This window comes from Pedobacter sp. KH_004 (genome assembly GCF_057840755.1).
This window is the reverse complement of the sequence record NZ_CM174519.1, coordinates 4,289,108-4,307,292: the sequence shown is the minus strand read 5'-3', so window position 1 is coordinate 4,307,292 and position 18,185 is coordinate 4,289,108. Positions and strand designations below refer to the sequence as shown.

Sequence of the window (18,185 nt, the reverse complement as noted above, 5' to 3'; positions counted from 1 at the left end):
AATATTCATCCGTTATTTGTCGCAAATAAACGATTATCCGACTTGCCAGGTAGGGTTAATAATAGAAAAATTGCTTAGAATTAGGGATCTTGGTTTCAGTTCTTCCGGGTGTAAATCCATCCATTTTCGGAACGGATTTAAAAGGATATTTAAATAATTTTTCTGTAGCGGGATACAATTGAACAGAATCTTCGCAATCTTCGTTATCATAACTCACATGTACCTGCTTTGTCGAAAAATTGATGTCAAAAGTATGATGATAGCCGCAATTATAATCGTCTTTATAAGTTGAACCTATCAAAAACCAATCATTGTTCTGGTAGCGATAAATGTTTTTGTACTTACTGGTATGCCTTGTATTGTGCCAAAAGGTTTGCTCAATAATGAGAGTATTATTCTTTATTTTAATGATTAAATCAATCCCGTTGTCGGTACAAAAACCACAATCCTCGCTGTTCCATAATACTGATGTGTTTTTTTTCCATAGTTTTAAAGTGCCATTAACTACCTTACAGATGAATAATTCTCTGGTATAACCTGTTCGGTCTATTTTTTTAGTGGTATTGAAAGCCAATATCACCTCATCAATACCATCTTTATCTAAGTCGCCCTTGGTTTCAAAAACCTTTATTCGCCCGGCCGGTATAACAAAGTTTGGCAAAACTTGTGCTGTAGATTCTAATGATAGTAAAACAAAAAACAAAAAGAAATATCTCATATTTAATTAGTTATTGATTGCAAATCTTCAACATGTTTTCATCGATTTCAAGGCCCATTTTTTTGGCGGTAAGTATATCAATACAAAAATCTTTCTGCCCCAAAATCTCTTTAATAGATCCTCTAACGTAGTAGGCAAAACCTAAACTTTTATCCAACTCGATAGCCTTATTGCAGTCTGCTAAAGCAAGAAGTAGTTCTTCCTGAGATTTCTTAACGGATGATTTTTCGTTCACTATCCAACCAAAACTTGCCGGTTGATTGGCTATTTTTGTAGCTACACGATAAGTAGTTTTTTTTATATTATCGGAATGGCTTACGCGAGCGATCGCCCTATTGACGTAAGCAAGTGCATAATCATTTTTTAACTCAAGACTTTTATTAAAATCACTCCATGCCAGCTTATATTTTTCGGTAGCTAAGTAGATATTTCCACGGCTGTTGAAATAAGTTTCTTTCTCAAAATCCTTGACATCTGGCGCTAAAGATAATGCGGTGTTTATCGAATTGAGTGCCTCTTCCAGGGCTCCGGCATTTAAATAGCAATCAGATAAACCAGAATAAATGGATGCTAAAGACGAATGATAATAGCGACTGATGTCACCCTTCGTTGCTGTCTCAAAACGAGGGTTTATTTCGATGTCATGAAGAAGGTTTTCCTTGTTCTCTAATGATGCTTTGTAATTTGCGGTAGCATTTTTATAGTCGGCCAGCGCCAGATAAGCATTGCCTTTAAATGATAACATCATGGCATTTTTAGGGAATTTTTCCAAGCCCTTAGCATATTGGACTAAAGCTTTATCATACTGTTTTAGGTTATACTGGGCGATGCCCCTTTGGTAATAATAGCTTGGCTTGGTTTCATCGCAGAAATCGGCAGAAGATTCGGAAATCATTTTTAATAATTCAGTATCGTAATTTTTTTTACTGATTACTATTGCCTTAGCCGCTGAATAATCTGTACAGGCAGCATCTAAATCTTCTAATTCATAATAAATTTTTGCCCTAATTAAATATCCAGTGTAGGTTAAGGGATCTAATTTTATGGATTTGGTGTAATCATCTAGTGCTTTGTCGAATTGCCCTAGGTTTGCATAAATTGATGCTCTTCCATTGTAGAAATGTGCTTGCTTGTCGTTTAAAACAATGGCTTTATTGATGTCGCTTAAAGCGTTTTCCACTTGGTTTTGATTGTAATAGACACCTCCACGATAAAAATAGGCGTCGTAGCCTTCAGGTAACAGAGCAATTGCTTTATTAAGATCGGCAAGCGCTAAAGCATGATAACCATTGTCGGCGTTGTAGGCGCCACGGGCGGTATAATATTCAGCATTATCGGGCGCCAGTTCAATTGCTTTGTTATAATCTGCAAGGGCACCGAATTTATCGTTAAATTGAGCCTTAGTGTTTGCTCTTGTCAAAAATAGTAATGCATCTTTTGGGTCGAGCGAAATAGCTTTATCTATTGATGACAAAGCTTCTGCTCCATCATTTTTTATGGCTTGTATACGGCCAATGTTTAAATAACATCTGGCGCATTTAGGATTGATTAATAATGCATTTCGATAATACTTTTCACCAACTACTAAATTATTGTTTCGAAGATGGTAAAATCCCAATAATCGCAAAAGCGGCTCACTTTTGGGTGCGAGTTTTAATTCCTTCTCCAAGTAAGGAATCACCTTTTGTTCCTGACCAATTTTAGTTAGCGAATCTGCCTTTTTCTCAAAATAAGTTTTTGATTGTGCAACCGTGAAATTTGCAACAAACAGACTTATTAGAACTAATGGAATAATTAACTTCAATCTCATATAATAAAGCAATGCCAACTACTTAAAATTTTTTAATGTTCCTTAATATACTCAAGAACCAGAAAACAGTTTTAAAACTTTATTAATTGCCGACCGAAAAAAACGGTATTGTAGCGGTTGCATTATTATTCGTTATAATGATGCCACGGCCTTAATTGCTACTTTATGCTAATCCACCAGGGCTTAAAAATTTGGTTGGGTTTTTTAAGGTAAACAAACTCGCCGATCATTGGCGTTACCAATGGGATTTTGGTGATTTTATTTAGTTCTGTAATTTTTACTAAAGGTTCATCCCAAGGATGATTTGCAAGTACAAATTTTGATGAATGCACAGGGAAAAGACGTTTTGCATTTAAATCTTGCGCTGCTTTTAATACCTCTGCGGGCTTCAAGTGAATGTATTTCCATTTAACATCATACTGCCCGTCTTCTAAAATCGCTAAATCTATTGGGCCGAACTTCTTGCCGATATTGGCAAAGTGCGTGTCGTAGCCACTATCGCCGCCTATATAAATCTTCATAGTCGGACTTTGAAAAACATACGACATCCACAACGTATTATTTCTTGTGAAACCCCTGCCAGAAAAGTGCCTTGTAGGCGTAGTATGTATAAAAAAACCATCGCCTAAATCAATGGTTTCATCCCAATCTTTCTCGTAGATATCTTCAACATTATATCCCCAGTCTTCAAAATCGGCGCCTACTCCCAAACCGCAGAATACCTTTTTAATTTTCGATTTGAGCTTGATTAACGTTTCATAATCTGTATGATCGTAATGATCATGTGAGATGATTAAATAGTCGATGTTCGGCAAATCTTCCACTTTGTAACGATCGGTGCCTTTAAATGCTACAACTGTACCTGGAATTGGCGAAGCATTTCCACTAAAAACAGGATCAACTAAAATGCGCTTACCATCCAGTTGAATAAAATAAGAAGAATGACCAAACCAGACTAAAATGTTTGAATCAATGGGTAAATGCAGCAAATCTGCCTTCATCGATGGAATACTATCTACAGGACTTAATCGCGGGTGATCTCCAAAAAGTTTATCGTAAATAATGCCTATGGTACTATAACCTTCCGTAAGTTCAGGTGTACGATTGAGGTTATGGAACACACCATCTTTAAAATGGGGCGATTTTTTCATTCGTTCAAGCCTTACACCTTCAGCAGCCTTACCAAAAAGTGGCTTTTTCATGTATAAATAAGTAACAGCTGATAGTATCAAAATCAATGAAACTAAAACAACGAATATCCATTTCAAGATTTTTAATACTTTCTGTTTCATGACTGAGAGACAAATTGAAGTTCTTTATTCGATGTGGTTAATGTGCTGCAAAATGTAATCTTTTCTACGCCCTGATACCGGAATTTCGGTTTTATCTTTCAATACAATTGTACCGGATTTTAGAAATTTATCAACGTATAAAACATTTACCAAATAAGATTGATGGGGACGTAGAAACCACTTCTCGGGCAAAAGTTCATCATAAAATTTGAGTGGTTTTGAGATCATAATCCTTCGGCCTTCAGTTAGGAAAAAGTTGGTGTAACCCCCTTCACTCTGGCAATAAATGATTTCGCGAAGCTGCAAAACCTGCAAAAATTCTAGGGTATGTAATACAATTCTACTGTCTAAGTTACTTTCTCCAGATCCAGATTGTGATTTTAAAATGGAAATCTGTTGTTTTTGCTGTGTAATATTGGCTTCATCATTCGTAGCAATTTTAGCTAATGCAGCTTTAAATTCTGCATCATCCAAGGGCTTTAAAAGATAATCTAGGGCACCAAATTTTATCGCCTTAACAGCAAAGTGATTATATGCGGTGATGAATATAATGCGAAAAGGTATTTCATCCAACTGGTCTAAGATATCGAAAGCTGTGCCGTCAGTAAGCTGGATATCCATTAAAATTAATTCGGGATTTGTTGCTTTAATGAGCACTAAACTTTCAGCTACGCTTGTTGCATAACCAATCAAATTAAACTGTGTTTCTTGTTGCAAAAGCCATTCAATTTCTTTGCGGATGGCAGGTTCGTCTTCAATTATAAGCGTTCTAATCATTCGGGGCGTTTAATCTTCTAAAAATCGGTAAAAATCATTGATATATGTCGTTTGTCCATCACTAAAATATTAACACAGTAAAGTTAATGATCAAACCTTACAGACCTTCCAATAATTCATATAGCTGAGGATCTGTGCTTCGAAAATGGGTTCTATAGTTTTGAATGCCTTTATTTCAACAGCTAAGCAATTTTTTACTAATAGATCACATCTTAAATCGGTTGTTGCTTCTATTTCTTTCTATCGAACCGGCATGGAGGTTTCTGTTAAAAAATATATTTTTCTGAGGGTAAGCTCATGTGTTGTACATTCATGGTAGACGCTTTCTAATAAACCAGGGCCAAGAGATTGTGTATTTCTCTAGCGGCATCAATTACATTATAAGTCATTTCCTTTAGATATTTGTTGGTCGTCATCTCCATTTTACATTTAAGCTTTTCTATTTATTTGAACCACATAAATATAAGGTTTATAATATTTGCTCCTCACTACATAATCTATATCCATATGGTTGTTTCTTTTCTATTAATATGAATTACATAAATTATATTTATTAATCACTTTATTGAAACTCTGTACCTATATTTCTACCAGTTCATGCTTCACTCTTTGTCGATTATTGAAATTATTTCGTCCAGCCATCTCTCTCTAAACTTCGATAGTTGATTGATTCTGCTAAATGCTCCGATGCTACATTTTCGCTCCCATCTAAATCTGCAAAGGTTCTAGTCACATTTAAAATCCTCCCATAAGCCCTATCAGATAAGCCCAACAGCCGATCGCCGATTTAAGGAGTGTGGTGCCGACCTCACTTATCGCACAAACTTTTTGCACCATATTTGGCCTCATTTGGGCATTATAATGTAAATCTGCTTTTTTTATACCGGCACTTATGCTTACTTCAATCGTAATAGATATTAACGGCATATGTTGAATTCATTGCAGTCTGCTTAGCTGACTTAACTTAATAAGTCAATTAGGGCTTTAGCTACAAAAAAAAGAAGCAAACAAAAAAATCCCAATCATTTCCGATTGGGATTTCAAATATTTAATTTCAGCTTTAAGTTCAAGAACCTATCTTCTGCCCATTGGCATTTTTGGCATACCTTTCATCATCGCTGCTGCGGCTGCCGGGTTCGAAAACTGTTTCATCATTTTACGCATATCCTCAAACTGTTTAATCAGCTTGGTTACCTCTTCTACTTTGCTACCCGAACCTTTGGCGATACGTAAACGGCGACTCTGCTGGATTGCATCAGGGTTTTCTTTTTCGAAGGGTGTCATCGAATTGATGATTGCCTCGATCGATTTAAATGCATCATCCTGTATATCCACATTTTTCATCATCTTACCCACTCCCGGAATCATGCCCATCAAATCTTTCATATTACCCATCTTCTTAATTTGTTGAATCTGGCTATAGAAATCGTTAAAATCAAATTTATTCTTGCGTATTTTCTTTTGCAACTCTGCAGCTTCTTTCTCATCAAACTGCATTTGTGCCCGTTCAACAAGCGAAACTACATCACCCATTCCCAGAATACGCGATGCCATACGATCTGGATAGAAGACATCAAGCGCCTCCATTTTCTCGCCGGTACCAATAAATTTAATTGGCTTGTTCACTACCGATTTAATGGAAAGCGCAGCACCGCCACGGGTATCACCATCTAATTTGGTTAAAACCACACCCGTAAAATCAAGACGGTCGTTAAAAACTTTTGCCGTGTTTACCGCATCCTGACCCGTCATTGAATCCACTACGAATAAAATCTCATGTGGCTGTGTTTTGGCTTTAACTTCCGATATCTCATTCATTAATGATTCGTCGATCGCTAAACGACCTGCAGTATCTATAATGATGATGTTATTTCCGTTTTGTTTACCGTGAGCAATTCCTTCCAAAGCAATGGCTACCGGATCGTTCGATTCACGGTTTGCGTAAACCGAAACACCAACCGAAGTTCCTAAAACCTCCAGCTGATCTACCGCTGCAGGGCGATACATATCACCGGCAACCAATAAAGGTTTTTTGCCCTTACCTTTTAAGTGTAAAGCCAGTTTGCCAGCGAAAGTAGTTTTACCCGCACCGTTTAAACCCGCAATCAAAATAATGGTCGGGTTGGCTTTAGTTTCCAGCTCTGTAACCTCGCCACCCATTAAGGCCGCAAGTTCATCATTCATTATTTTGGTTAGCAATTGGCCAGGTGAAACCGAAGTTAATACGTTTTGACCCAATGCTTTTTGCCTTACCTCATCTGTAAATGTTTTGGCTGTTTTATAGTTAACATCGGCATCTAATAACGCTTTACGAATCTCTTTCATGGTTTCCGCCACGTTGATTTCCGTAATGCTGCCTTGTCCTTTTAATACTTTAAATGCTCTGTCTAGCTTGTCCTGTAAATTATCAAACATGTTTTTTTAAGCTAAAAAGCTAATCGTAGTGAACGAAAAGCCACTGTTTTTAATAAAAGGCAAATGTATCAAATTTTGATTGTAAATCGCTGCACCACAAAGTCAAAAATCTTTTTTTGGAATGAAAGTTCAGTATTATTTAGGAGACATCAATCCTACGATACACTTCGATCTTTTTAACGCAAACCTCGTAGGTTTTTCAGAACCTACGAGGTTTATAAAAAGTATCTCCTTTTCTGTCACCTTTAGAAACAACGGCCTGCTAGCCAAACGTTATTAAAAACACAAACCCTTTCACTTAAACCCTGGGTTAATCGGTATTCTAATGTTGTTTTAAGGTATTGCGATTCAAATACTTAGCTATTATTGATTCGATATTTTCTTTTCATGTGCAACATATCTAACATTAGCTAGTCTTATACTTAACTAACCTAAACAAATGAAACGCTGGGCAACTCTTATCTTTATATTCCTGTATTCTTATTGTGCTGCCCAAGATCCTGCTAAACAAAAGGAACTTAAAGCGGTGAGAACAGTTGAAACTCCTAAAATTGATGGTGTTTTAGATGATGCCTGCTGGGTAAAGGTGCCAATTGCTACTGATTTTTTCGAAATAAGACCCGTGCCTGGTAGAGTGGAAACAAAAGATCGACGCACGGAAATGAAAGTGCTGTATGATGATGTGGCCATTTACGTTTACGCCCGGATGTACGATGATAAGGATAGCGTTTCACACGAGTTGGTTTCGAGGGATAATATCGGTAATGCCGATTTTATTTCAATCATTGTCGACCCTTTTTACGATAAAATGAATGGTAATGGTTTTTTTGTTACTGCTGCAGGCGTTCAGTTTGATGCTAAATACTCTCAAGTTGGCGACGAAGACCCGAATTGGAACGCCGTATGGGAAAGTGCTGTAAAATTAGACGATTTAGGCTGGACCTGCGAAATGAAAATTCCTTATTCTGCCTTGCGTTTTTCGGGTAAGGAAATTCAAAATTGGGGTTTAAACTTTAGTCGCCGAATTCAACGAACCAATATCCAAACGTTTTGGAATTTTGTTGATCCAAAAGTTAATGGTTTCATTAATCAGGAAGGACTTTTTACAGGTTTAAAAGACATTAAGCCACCACTACGTTTGTCGTTCTCACCGTACGTTTCTGCTTACGTAAATCATTATCCAGCAAATATCCCTGGCGTAAAAAATACTACATCCCGCTTCAATGGCGGTATGGATGTAAAATATGGAATCAACAACAGCTTTACGCTAGATATGACCTTAGTACCGGATTTTGGGCAAGTCCAGTCCGATAATCGCATTTTAAACCTTACTCCGTTTGAGGTAAAATTTAATGAAAACCGGCAATTTTTTACCGAAGGAACAGAACTTTTTAATAAAGGCGATCTGTTTTATTCCAAACGGATTGGTTCTATTCCTTCCTACTATAATTATTCTGGCGTAGGGCAAGATGATAAAATTATTAGAGATCAAACCGAAGCGAAACTATTAAACGCAACCAAAATATCTGGGCGTACGGCAAAAGGTTTAGGCATTGGTATTTTTAACGCCATCACTAACAGCATGCAAACCGAAGTAGAGGATGGAGCAGGAAATGTTCGAAACGTAGAAACACAACCGCTCACCAATTATAACATTTTGGTTTTCGATCAATCGTTAAAAAATAACAGTTCAGCAACATTTATCAATACAAATGTGCTACGTCAGGGAAGTGCTTATGATGCCAATGTGAGTGCTTTGCTCTTTAACTTAAATAATAAAAACAATAAATATTTTATTAATGGCGGAGCTAAAATGAGCTACTTACGTGGCGAAGAAAGCAGCACGTCGGGCTATAGTTATACGCTGCGTTTGGGGAAACAAAGCGGCAATTTTACCTGGAATTATAATCAGGTTTATGCCGACAATCAATTTGATCCTTCGGATCTGGGTTTTTTTACCAACAATAATTTTTTTGATCAAAGAATTGGACTTGGGTACAATATTTTCAAGCCGAGCAAGTGGTTTAATGAAATGCAAAGTTGGCTGAATGTTACCTATTCAAGACGGGTAAATCCTGGCAATTACCAAAATACGGTAGCAAATGGCGGTGCTTATGTGCGTTTTAGAAATCTATGGTCGGCAGAAATAGATATGAGCTATAATTCGAAGGGTAATGATTTTTACGAGGCAAGAAACGGACAAATGTATAAAGCGCCGGAAAGTTACGGTATTGGGCTCTACATCAATCCCAATCGTACTAAAGCGTATAATTTTGGTGGAAATGTTCGCTTCTTCCAACAACAACGCTTTGGGGGCAAGGAATATAATTTTTACCTGTTTCAAAATTTCCGCCTAAATGACAAAGTTGCTTTTGGTTTGGATTTGAATTTCAACCCAAATTATAACTATGCAAACTGGGTAACATCACAAGGTAGCCAGGCAATTTTTTCTAAATATGATAGACGTACAGTAGAAAACTCTTTTGATGCAAAGTACACCTTTACCAACTTAATGGGGGTTACCGTGGTGTTAAGGCATTATTGGAGCGACAGAAGAAACAAAGAGTTTTACTTATTAACCCCAAATGGTAATTTAACCGACTATCACGGCCCCGCTTTAACGGGGATGGACCGAAACTATAATGTTTTTAATATCGATTTAATTTATACCTGGCAGTTTGCACCAGGCAGTACATTATCACTTTCATATAAAGACGCAGCCGAAACCTACGATTCGTATTTTACGCAACGTTACAACCGTAATTTGGGCGGCATTCTTGCTGCACCTCAAAACAATAGTTTATCTGTTAAAGTATTGTACTTTGTAGATTATCTGGATCTTAAGAAAAAAAGGAAAAAGGTTTGAGAAACTATCTAGCTTTGCCTGGACTAACGCCGAATTTTTTACTAAAAGCATTACTGAAATGTTGAACTGATGAGTAACCAAGATCATTTGCAATGTGCTTAATGTCTTTTGATTTATCCGATAAAAGATCTTTTGCTTTTGATAACCGGTAATCGCTTAAATGTCCAAATACAGTATCATTAAAAACTTCTTTAAAACCCTGCTTCAATTTAAATTCATTTATTCCCGCAACTTTCGCAAGTTCGGGTAGCGATGGCGGGCTACTGGCATGCTGAATCAGGTATTCTCTAGCATAGTAAATCCGATCCTGATCATAAACTGTCTTTAATTTTGATTTATCTACTTTCTTCGTCGCAATTTCAAATGCTTGTGCCTGCATGGCCAGTAGTTCCACACATTTAGATTGTAGAAATAGCAATTTCAATCCTCCGGAAAACCGGCAATTCATAATATCGTTAATGCAGTTGTGCATGGCAAAACTGATTGGTAGATGTTCTTCCGATAACTCTGCAGATTTATTGTTCATGATATTCTCTGCAAAGTTCTTCAGTAAAGTGCTGCTGTCGCTAGTTAAATCTACAAAGCGTTCTTTCTGAAAGTGAATTTCAAAAAACTTATACTTACCTGTTTTATCAAAGTTGGCTGTTCCATCAAAATCAGGAGTGTAAAGGATGTTATGATGATTTGATTTTATACTGATGCTCCGGTTTGTAAGGTGGTTATTCATGATGCCATTACCACTTATCGAAAAGTGTAATTCTACCAAATCAGGCTCATCCAACGATTTAATCTTTAACCGATTTTCTTTCATCACCATGTCACCATAAACAATTGATATCCCAGAAAATATAATCTGTACCATTTCGGCATCGCCGAATGGAAAACTTAACTTTTCGCGGGTTTCTCTAACTAAGGGTTGGTTGAATTCAATTTCATTGAAGAGAGACCCTACAACGTAATGGCGATCTGAACTATCATAAATGTTTAAGGCCATAAAAAATCCTTTTGATATAAATTTTTCTCCTTTTGCTGTAAAAGGAAACATTTTTTAGACCATTACTTTTGCTCAAAGTTACTAAACAAATTTAAACAATGCCAAAGTTACCATCATGGCTGGCTAATACAGTAGAGAAATTGATCAGCAATAAAATAGTTCAGGTTGAAGTTGTCGAAGCCAGAATGCTAAGCAGCAACATAAAATGCATAACCTTTAAAGGAGATTTTTATGAAACTGAATTTATTCCGGGGATGGAAATTCTTTTCAGGGTAAATGCCAACGAATACAGGCATTATACCGTCTCAAGATTTAACAGGGAAGATCAAACCTGTGAAGTGATTTTTTATTTAAACAGGCGTGGACCAGGCAATACCTTTGCTGAAAATATTAAGCCTGGCGATCAGTTAAAACTAATTATCGATAAAGCCAGGGTGAGGTATAATAATGGTTCAAGTCAGCATTTCTTTTTTGGTGATGAAACCAGCATCGGTTTATATGAATCGCTCGGAAAAAAAGCAGTTGAAATGGATGAAGAATATTTTGGGATACTGGAACTTGACGAAGAGAACTTCGAAGCTTTGAATTGCATCAAGCTTTTGATAGATGCTGTGCCAGTAGATAAAAGTATTCCTGCCGAAAGAGCCATTCAATGGATGGAAAACATGCATCCAAAATGTTGGGAAATGTGGCAGTATGCAACCTTTTATTTAACTGGCCGGGCAAAATCGGTTCAGCAGTTTAAAAAATACCTGAAACAAAGAGGCGTAGGTTTCAATCAGATTATTACCATGCCCTACTGGGAAATGGGTAAAATAGGTGGTGCTTAATTACCTCGGGAAAACAAAAGCAAAACCCAGCGCTAAAGTTTGGCTGGCCTGAACTTTAGCGTCCGTATCAGTATCATACAAAATTACACCTGTTAAACTGGTATTCATGAAGCGGTTAATCTTTGCTGTTAATGCAACATCTAATCTATGGTCGACGCGTTTTACGGCAATGTCTTCGTAAGGAATAAACATGGCATAACGTGCTTTTAAGTTGGTGTTTTTGAAAATGTCTTTATCAAAAGCACTTACTACCTGAAAGGCCAGTTCATTTCTAAAATGCTTGCCTTTATCAACCCCGAAAACATTCGCTTTGTTATCATAAACAGCAGTATCTAATACAAAAGTTTGGCGGGCGGTACCCGTACCAATTCTAGTTGAGAAATACTTATTTGGCTTGTACTCAAAACCGATTGATTCAGTTAAATATCCTGGCGACATAAATCTGGAGATTAACACTTGCTGTTCTTCACCATTTCCATCTCTAAAGTAACGATAACCACTATCAAACTGCGATTCAAAGTTAACAGATCCGAAAAAGAACCAGTTTTTTGATAACTGAAACGAAGCTTTGTTATCCCAGAAAATGCGGTCGTTGGTTTTCTTTTGCAGCTGATCTTTATTTTTGATTTTACCGTACTGCAAAATTACCTCACTCACATAACTATAACTATTCTTGTTGTATTCTGCTTTCCAGTTTAAAAGACCGCCTACGGCTACAGAATTCACACCTCCACCTTTCCAGTTATCGCTAAATTGCGCCTGGTTTACATTGATGCCTATGGAGGTTTTGGTTTTCCAATAATTAACCTTTGCATTCACAATAAACGGAGGAATTTTTACCGGCTCGAAATTTAGAGGCCCCTGTCTGCTAGGTAGCGGACTACGCTTAAGCTTAATGTTCATGTCTTTAGTATTGATCGGGACGGTATCAATTACCTGTGCAAATAATTTCGTAGAGCAGATACTTAGAATAAGGATTAGGGCGGCTAAACAATTCTTCATGGGTTACAAAGAAAAACAAAAATTCTATAGATAAAAAGGTTTTAACAAAATGAATGTCTGATAGACAATTATGAAACGACTAAAAATGACGCGTTATTACCATTTAATCCAGCCATACCAGTTATTGTTTTTAAGATATCTTAGATCTGCCCCATGCCGGTAGGCTTCCTGTTCAAATATGATTTTTCGGTAAGCCAAATCATGCTTTTTATACATGATCAAATTAAACAGGTAATTGATTAAATAAAGCAGGTAAAAAGGTAAAATCAATAATTCCAGCTGTTGCCTTAAATGAATTTTCTCATGATTGATGATTTCCATATCGGATTTAAGCTTCTTCGACTTCAACAAAATGAAGGGAAAAATTGCCATTCCTTCGGCGGGTAAATGCTTAATTATCAGGATTGGTGCTTTCACAACTTTTCGATTGTCAGTTTAGGCAGAGCAGGCAACTGCAAAGCCTTTGGGTTAAGCCGGTAGCTGCGATAAGCATTTTTGATAAATACATTGAAAGCATAGTCATCGGCATCAAGTACAAATTGATAAGTTGGACGATATTGTTGCATAAAGTCTTCCAATTCAGTATCCTTTATACCTAAAACCTGTTGAACCAAAGAAGCTTTAAAACGATAATCTATTAAATCTTCCCGATAGTCTTTTTCCAATATCTTCTGTAGATGGCGGGCATTTCTTCCTTGTCTGCTCAATAAATTATAAATCGCATCAATGCCCAAACCAACTCCGCCGGTGCCCAAATTCAAAAGGTCTTTACTGCTGCCCTTCATGGTTTGATAGCGGAATTCTTTTATCGATTTTTCGTATTGCTGCTGTGGGGTTAATCTCTTTTGTGCAATTACCACATCGCGGAGTCTGATTCCCAGAGATTTCAGCTGAAAGTAAACTGCAGTTTGGCCTTTGAAAATAATCGTATCTACACCGTATCCAGAAAGTGCAGCAACGAGTGTATCACCAGAAATGGCATAAGTGCTGAATTCACCTTTTGTGTTGTTATACAAACCATCTTTACTGCGCACATTATATATGTAAACTTTGGCTAATCGTTGCTTGGTTTCTTTATCAATAACAATACCCTGCACAGGTTTATTTTGTGCATGTAGCGCCATTGTGAAGCAAAAAAGAAAAGCAATGGTTACAAAAAGTTTCATGTGTTTACAAAACTACAAATATCTGCCAGGCAATGTTTAGTATTAACATTATTTAACCTTGAGCACCTGGCCAAGTTTAATTCCATCTGTAGTCATTTCGTTCAGCATTTTAAGTTCATCAACTGATAAATTGAAACGTTTGGCAATATTATAAAGGGTATCGCCTTTTATAACCGTGTAGGTTCCATCGGCAATAATTGGTTTTGCTCCTGGCGGCGGGGTATCAACGGGCGTAAATTTCTTTTTTTCCTGCGGTATATTTTGGTTAATTTCTGCAAAAACGCGATCCTCGCGAGCTATTTTCTGTTTCTCGCTTTCCGACTGATCGTATTGATAAAGCTGATATTTTTCGATCATGTTAATCAGCAGGTCAGGATATTTTGGATTGGTGGCGTAACCAGCAGTTTTTAAGCCTTGAGCCCAGCTTTTGTAATCGTTTTTATCCAGTTGGAATAAAAAACTATAACGCTTACGCTTCAAAAATTCCGAGTGATCTCTGAAAGATTCCCGTGCATCTTTATACACTCTGAAACAATCATTTTTTTGATCGTCATCACGAAAATAATTTTTTCCTTTCCAGTCCGAGGTACATTTAATACCGAAGTGATTATTTGCATATTTAGCCAAATCGCTATTTCCGCTACCTGATTCCAGAATACCCTGTGCCAAAGTAATACTCGCTGGAATACCATCCGAATTCATTTCCTCAATGGCGACTGCTTTAAACTCATCGATATAGCTTAAAGTGTTGTAGCTTTTATAACTATTGTTATTGGCTTTGTTAGCCGCTTTTTCAATTTGCTTGTTGTTTTTCGAAAACTTCCGTGAACTGCAAGAACTGGCCAAAACGATGAGGAGAAATAGAAATGATAAGCGAAAGGATGAATGCATTATATAGTTATTGTTGATAATTGTTTAAGTAAAATTATGTTTAAGAGATAGCTTTTTTGAAACTTAAAACTTAATTCGTTGTCCTGGTTTTAGTCTGGCGGATTTAAGTCGATTCTTTTTCATCAGTGTTTTTACTGTTGTGCCTTTCTTTCTTGCAATGACACCGAGGTTATCGCCGGCTTTTACAGTATAAAATCTTGATGTAGATCTTTTCTTGCGATGGTAAACAGGCGATTTATAAACAGGCGCTATATAATCTTCAGGGCGTTCATCGTATTGATAAAGATCGTATTTATCTACCATGGCAATAACCTGGCTAGCCCAGGTTCGGCTTCGGGCATAGCCAGATCTCTGTATTCCTCTAGCCCACCCTTTATAATCGTATCGATCGTATTTGCCAAATAGACCATTGAAAGGCGCTCGGGTTTCCATCAATTCTACAAAGTGATTATAAGATTCTTCGTCGCTTTCATAATCGCGGTAAGCAGAACGGATATCAGCGTTATTGTTTGGCCCTTTAACGCCAAAATGGTTATTTAGATGCTGAGCAATCCGGCTGTTTCCAGCAGCAGATTCATGAATGGCAACCGCTAAAATAATGCTCGCCGGAATTTGATGATCACGCATTAACTCTTGCGCAACTTCCACATGTTCGGCAATATAGTCTTCCGTGTCTTGTGCTTTGGCGGTAATTACACTTAAAAGTATAAGGCAAAAAGTAAATATATTTTTCATCAGTGTATAATTTGTTTTCATATTGATGAAGCTATCATGATTTTATTCATTTTGGTTTGGTTTGAAAAATCATGATGGTTTCATTTTTTTTCATTTGGTCGTCGTTGCTAGACCGCGAAGCAATCTGTCGAATGAGATTGCTTCGCGCCTGGTAATGACGAATTTTTATTTTTTCCGAATCACAAATAATCCGTCTCTAACAGGTAGTATTAGTTTTTCAACCCGTTCATCTTCAGTAATTTTATCATTAAAAATAGTAATATTCCGGGTGTCTTTATCTTGCTTCTCTTGCAGTACTTTTCCACTCCATAGCACATTATCAACAATGATAATTCCGCCGGGGCGAACGCGATCGAAAATCAAATCGTAATAGATGCCATTGTTTTTCTTATCCGCATCAATAAAAACGATGTCAAAAACTTCATCCAATTGATTTACAGTTTCAGTCGCATCTCCTATTATATATTTGATCTTGTCATTTAGCGGCGATTTGGCAAAATTGTTTCTGACCATATCTTCCAGTTCGGCATTAATATCCAGGGTGTAAATCACCCCATCGGGCATTAGTCCTTCTGCTAGGCAAAGGGTAGCATAACCCGTAAAAGTCCCTATTTCTAAAATTTTTTTTGGCGATACCATTTTGCTCAACATACTCAAAACCCGGCCTTGGTAGTGGCCAGAAAGCATTCTTGGCATTAAAACTTTAAGGTTGGTTTCGCGATCGATATGTTGAAGCAACTCACTTTCGGGTTCGCAATAATTAACAAGTAGTTGTTGTAAATCGTCGTTTATTAAGCTCATGTATTCGGTTATAAACGGTTTGTTTCCATAAAATATTGTAAAATAATGGTGGCGGCGATGGTATCCACCCGATCCTTATCCCTCCGATCCATCTTTTTTAAGCCACTTTGCATAATGGCCTGCTGTGCCATTTTGGAGGTAAAACGCTCATCAACCCAATGCTGGGGTACTGTTGGGAAAGATTTTTTAAGTAGCGTGGAAAAACCTTTAACATGTTGTTTTGATTCAGAATCTGATCCATCCATTTGCTTTGGATCGCCTAAAACAAATGCCTCGACTTGCTCCGCTAACATATACCTTTTGATATAGTCGATAATGTCTTTGGGATGGATAGTATCCAAGCCAGTCGCAATAATCTGCAAGGGATCGGTTACGGCAATGCCGATACGTTTAGTTCCATAATCAAAAGCGAGAATTCTTGCCATATAGTGTTTTGCCTGTGGCGCAATGCTTTGACCATTGCGAAAATTAAAAGCCCCAAAGGTAAGGTTTTTTGGTAAATGGGTTTTTGGAAGGAAAAGCGACTTCACTTGCTTTCCAGAGCCTAATGCAGCGTCATCCCGAAATTGGTCCAATTGGGAGAAAGCCCAAAGAGGGACCGAACGGATCAAAAGCATTACCGGAGCTTGATTTTCTAATTATTAAAATGTCGTTTTAATTTAAAAAATACAGTTCCGGAAAGAAGATCAGAATAACAAAGCTTCAATTCTCATATCTATTTCTTATTTTGCACCAAATGCAGTTTAAAGAAATCATCGGACAAGAGAAAATAAAGCAACAATTGGTGCAAACGGTTAAGGAAAACCGGGTGAGCCATGCCCAGCTTTTTTTATCGCCGGTTGGTTCTGGTGCGGTGGCATTGGCAATTGCTTATGCGCAATACATTAACTGTCAAAATAAAATGGAAAATGATAGCTGCGGAGAATGTTCAAGCTGTAGAAAGTATGAGCGGCTCATTCATCCCGACTTACATTTTTCTTATCCATTTTTTGCGTCTGCCAGTACAAAAACTGCCGTAGATGTGCTGGAAGAATGGCGCAGTATGGTGATGCATGATCCGTATTTTGATATGGATATCTGGCGATCGAAACTCGATGCAGCCAACAAACAAGCAAATATTCCGATAGCCGAATGCCACGATATTATAAAAAAATTAAGCTATAAAGCTTTTGAAGCTGAAACGAAGGTTTTGATTATGTGGCTGCCTGAGTATTTGGATAAAGCTGGAAATGCATTGTTAAAACTCATTGAAGAACCACCTGCAAATACACTGTTTATTTTGATTGCACAAAGTCAGGATCAAATTTTAACTACTATATTGTCGAGAACGCAAATTGTTAAAATACCAAAACTTACCGGAACAGAGGTTACGGATTATTTGCTGAATTCAGGCAGCTTAACCGAGCATCAGGCGATAGATTACGCATTTCTGGCGGATGGAAATTTGATAGAGGCTAAGGCACTTGCCGCCGATACGCAAAGTGACAGCTCTGGTACCTTTACCAGTTGGCTTAGAAATGGTTTTAGCAACAAAGTGCCCGAATTGATAGATTTTACCGATGAGGCGGCAAAGTGGGGAAGGGAAAATCAAAAGAATTTTTTAAAGTACGGTGTAAATTATTTACGCGAATGTTGCTTAATTTTAAGTGGAGCAGAAGACCTGGTTAAACTGCCTCCGTTAACGCTTGAAACCGCAAAAAAGCTCAGCGCACATGTACTTACTTTACCAATGGCCGAAGCAATAATTGCTGAGTTGGAGAAAGCACATTACCATATCGAAAGAAATGCAAATCCTAAAATTCTGTTTTTAGATGTATCTTTACAGTTGGTAAAAATTATAAAGTTTAAAACGCTCCCTCAGGGGACTCAATATATATACAATTAGATT

The 18,185-nt window shown here is 37.3% G+C and carries 17 protein-coding genes and 1 pseudogene; 3 read left to right on the top strand and 15 right to left on the bottom strand.

The annotated features are described in order from the left end of the window. Window positions 1–55: 55 nt before the first annotated feature. The 7 genes and pseudogenes from AC3ITD_RS18505 to ffh all read right to left on the bottom strand — a co-directional run bounded on the left by AC3ITD_RS18505 (window position 56) and on the right by ffh (window position 7,012). Window positions 56–718, bottom strand: coding sequence for a hypothetical protein (locus tag AC3ITD_RS18505; protein WP_489361984.1), 663 nt, complete (start codon window positions 716–718; stop codon window positions 56–58). Between the two features lie 10 nt (window positions 719–728). Then, window positions 729–2,528 carry a tetratricopeptide repeat protein gene (locus AC3ITD_RS18500; protein WP_489361982.1) on the bottom strand — a complete coding sequence of 600 codons (1,800 nt, stop codon included), beginning with the start codon at window positions 2,526–2,528 and terminating at the stop codon, window positions 729–731. A gap of 158 nt (window positions 2,529–2,686) precedes the next feature. Next, complete coding sequence (locus tag AC3ITD_RS18495) at window positions 2,687–3,730, bottom strand: MBL fold metallo-hydrolase (RefSeq protein ID WP_489361980.1); 1,044 nt, start codon at window positions 3,728–3,730, stop codon at window positions 2,687–2,689. A gap of 114 nt (window positions 3,731–3,844) precedes the next feature. After that, a complete protein-coding gene (locus AC3ITD_RS18490) occupies window positions 3,845–4,597 on the bottom strand; it encodes a LytR/AlgR family response regulator transcription factor (protein ID WP_489361978.1) in 753 nt (250 codons plus the stop codon). A 90-nt stretch (window positions 4,598–4,687) separates the two neighbouring features. Beyond that, window positions 4,688–4,888: pseudogene (locus tag AC3ITD_RS18485) on the bottom strand (GxxExxY protein); the annotation flags it as partial. A 334-nt stretch (window positions 4,889–5,222) separates the two neighbouring features. Next, window positions 5,223–5,330 (bottom strand): magnesium chelatase subunit ChlI family protein, encoded by a 108-nt coding sequence (locus tag AC3ITD_RS18480; protein ID WP_489361976.1) that lies wholly within the window; start codon window positions 5,328–5,330, stop codon window positions 5,223–5,225. Between the two features lie 341 nt (window positions 5,331–5,671). Further along, entirely contained in the window at window positions 5,672–7,012 is a 1,341-nt protein-coding gene (ffh, locus tag AC3ITD_RS18475) for a signal recognition particle protein (protein WP_265797121.1), read from the bottom strand. 439 nt (window positions 7,013–7,451) lie between these two features. Here ffh and AC3ITD_RS18470 point away from each other — a divergent pair, with 439 nt between their 5' ends. Further along, window positions 7,452–9,878, top strand: coding sequence for a DUF5916 domain-containing protein (locus tag AC3ITD_RS18470; RefSeq protein ID WP_489361974.1), 2,427 nt, complete (start codon window positions 7,452–7,454; stop codon window positions 9,876–9,878). A 4-nt stretch (window positions 9,879–9,882) separates the two neighbouring features. Here the strand turns inward: AC3ITD_RS18470 and AC3ITD_RS18465 are convergent, their stop codons facing one another. After that, window positions 9,883–10,923 (bottom strand): helix-turn-helix transcriptional regulator, encoded by a 1,041-nt coding sequence (locus tag AC3ITD_RS18465; protein ID WP_489361972.1) that lies wholly within the window; start codon window positions 10,921–10,923, stop codon window positions 9,883–9,885. Between the two features lie 47 nt (window positions 10,924–10,970). On the opposite strand from AC3ITD_RS18465, the gene AC3ITD_RS18460 reads away from it, so the two are divergent. Next, complete coding sequence (locus AC3ITD_RS18460; RefSeq protein ID WP_265797118.1) at window positions 10,971–11,702, top strand: siderophore-interacting protein; 732 nt, start codon at window positions 10,971–10,973, stop codon at window positions 11,700–11,702. Here the strand turns inward: AC3ITD_RS18460 and AC3ITD_RS18455 are convergent, their stop codons facing one another. From AC3ITD_RS18455 to ruvX, 7 genes are all read right to left on the bottom strand, one after another. Then, the gene (locus AC3ITD_RS18455) at window positions 11,703–12,704 is read right to left on the bottom strand and encodes a DUF3078 domain-containing protein (protein ID WP_265797117.1); all 1,002 of its coding nucleotides are present in this window, start codon (window positions 12,702–12,704) and stop codon (window positions 11,703–11,705) included. Between the two features lie 96 nt (window positions 12,705–12,800). Continuing rightward, entirely contained in the window at window positions 12,801–13,121 is a 321-nt protein-coding gene (locus tag AC3ITD_RS18450; RefSeq protein WP_489361969.1) for a hypothetical protein, read from the bottom strand. After that, window positions 13,118–13,870, bottom strand: coding sequence for a hypothetical protein (locus AC3ITD_RS18445; protein WP_265797115.1), 753 nt, complete (start codon window positions 13,868–13,870; stop codon window positions 13,118–13,120). Before AC3ITD_RS18445 ends, AC3ITD_RS18450 begins: the two co-directional genes overlap by 4 nt. 48 nt (window positions 13,871–13,918) lie before the next feature. Beyond that, complete coding sequence (locus AC3ITD_RS18440) at window positions 13,919–14,761, bottom strand: glucosaminidase domain-containing protein (RefSeq protein WP_265797114.1); 843 nt, start codon at window positions 14,759–14,761, stop codon at window positions 13,919–13,921. 63 nt (window positions 14,762–14,824) lie between these two features. Further along, the gene (locus tag AC3ITD_RS18435) at window positions 14,825–15,496 is read right to left on the bottom strand and encodes a glucosaminidase domain-containing protein (RefSeq protein WP_265797113.1); all 672 of its coding nucleotides are present in this window, start codon (window positions 15,494–15,496) and stop codon (window positions 14,825–14,827) included. 165 nt (window positions 15,497–15,661) lie between these two features. Next, window positions 15,662–16,297 (bottom strand): O-methyltransferase, encoded by a 636-nt coding sequence (locus tag AC3ITD_RS18430; protein ID WP_489361966.1) that lies wholly within the window; start codon window positions 16,295–16,297, stop codon window positions 15,662–15,664. An 8-nt stretch (window positions 16,298–16,305) separates the two neighbouring features. Next, window positions 16,306–16,722 (bottom strand): Holliday junction resolvase RuvX, encoded by a 417-nt coding sequence (gene ruvX / locus AC3ITD_RS18425; protein WP_489366707.1) that lies wholly within the window; start codon window positions 16,720–16,722, stop codon window positions 16,306–16,308. 311 nt (window positions 16,723–17,033) lie between these two features. On the opposite strand from ruvX, the gene AC3ITD_RS18420 reads away from it, so the two are divergent. After that, entirely contained in the window at window positions 17,034–18,182 is a 1,149-nt protein-coding gene (locus tag AC3ITD_RS18420; protein WP_265797110.1) for a DNA polymerase III subunit, read from the top strand. Window positions 18,183–18,185 lie beyond the last annotated feature (3 nt).

What these genes read in the sequence shown, in the direction of transcription:
- AC3ITD_RS18505 (WP_489361984.1), bottom strand. Translation starts at nt 718, where the DNA reads ATGAGATATTTCTTTTTGTTTTTTGTTTTACTATCATTAGAATCTACA.
- AC3ITD_RS18500 (WP_489361982.1), bottom strand. Translation starts at nt 2,528, where the DNA reads ATGAGATTGAAGTTAATTATTCCATTAGTTCTAATAAGTCTGTTTGTT.
- AC3ITD_RS18495 (WP_489361980.1), bottom strand. Translation starts at nt 3,730, where the DNA reads ATGAAAAAGCCACTTTTTGGTAAGGCTGCTGAAGGTGTAAGGCTTGAA.
- AC3ITD_RS18490 (WP_489361978.1), bottom strand. Translation starts at nt 4,597, where the DNA reads ATGATTAGAACGCTTATAATTGAAGACGAACCTGCCATCCGCAAAGAA.
- ffh (WP_265797121.1), bottom strand. Translation starts at nt 7,012, where the DNA reads ATGTTTGATAATTTACAGGACAAGCTAGACAGAGCATTTAAAGTATTA.
- AC3ITD_RS18470 (WP_489361974.1), top strand. Translation starts at nt 7,452, where the DNA reads ATGAAACGCTGGGCAACTCTTATCTTTATATTCCTGTATTCTTATTGT.
- AC3ITD_RS18465 (WP_489361972.1), bottom strand. Translation starts at nt 10,923, where the DNA reads ATGTTTCCTTTTACAGCAAAAGGAGAAAAATTTATATCAAAAGGATTT.
- AC3ITD_RS18460 (WP_265797118.1), top strand. Translation starts at nt 10,971, where the DNA reads ATGCCAAAGTTACCATCATGGCTGGCTAATACAGTAGAGAAATTGATC.
- AC3ITD_RS18455 (WP_265797117.1), bottom strand. Translation starts at nt 12,704, where the DNA reads ATGAAGAATTGTTTAGCCGCCCTAATCCTTATTCTAAGTATCTGCTCT.
- AC3ITD_RS18445 (WP_265797115.1), bottom strand. Translation starts at nt 13,870, where the DNA reads ATGAAACTTTTTGTAACCATTGCTTTTCTTTTTTGCTTCACAATGGCG.
- AC3ITD_RS18440 (WP_265797114.1), bottom strand. Translation starts at nt 14,761, where the DNA reads ATGCATTCATCCTTTCGCTTATCATTTCTATTTCTCCTCATCGTTTTG.
- AC3ITD_RS18435 (WP_265797113.1), bottom strand. Translation starts at nt 15,496, where the DNA reads ATGAAAAATATATTTACTTTTTGCCTTATACTTTTAAGTGTAATTACC.
- AC3ITD_RS18430 (WP_489361966.1), bottom strand. Translation starts at nt 16,297, where the DNA reads ATGAGCTTAATAAACGACGATTTACAACAACTACTTGTTAATTATTGC.
- ruvX (WP_489366707.1), bottom strand. Translation starts at nt 16,722, where the DNA reads ATGGCAAGAATTCTCGCTTTTGATTATGGAACTAAACGTATCGGCATT.
- AC3ITD_RS18420 (WP_265797110.1), top strand. Translation starts at nt 17,034, where the DNA reads ATGCAGTTTAAAGAAATCATCGGACAAGAGAAAATAAAGCAACAATTG.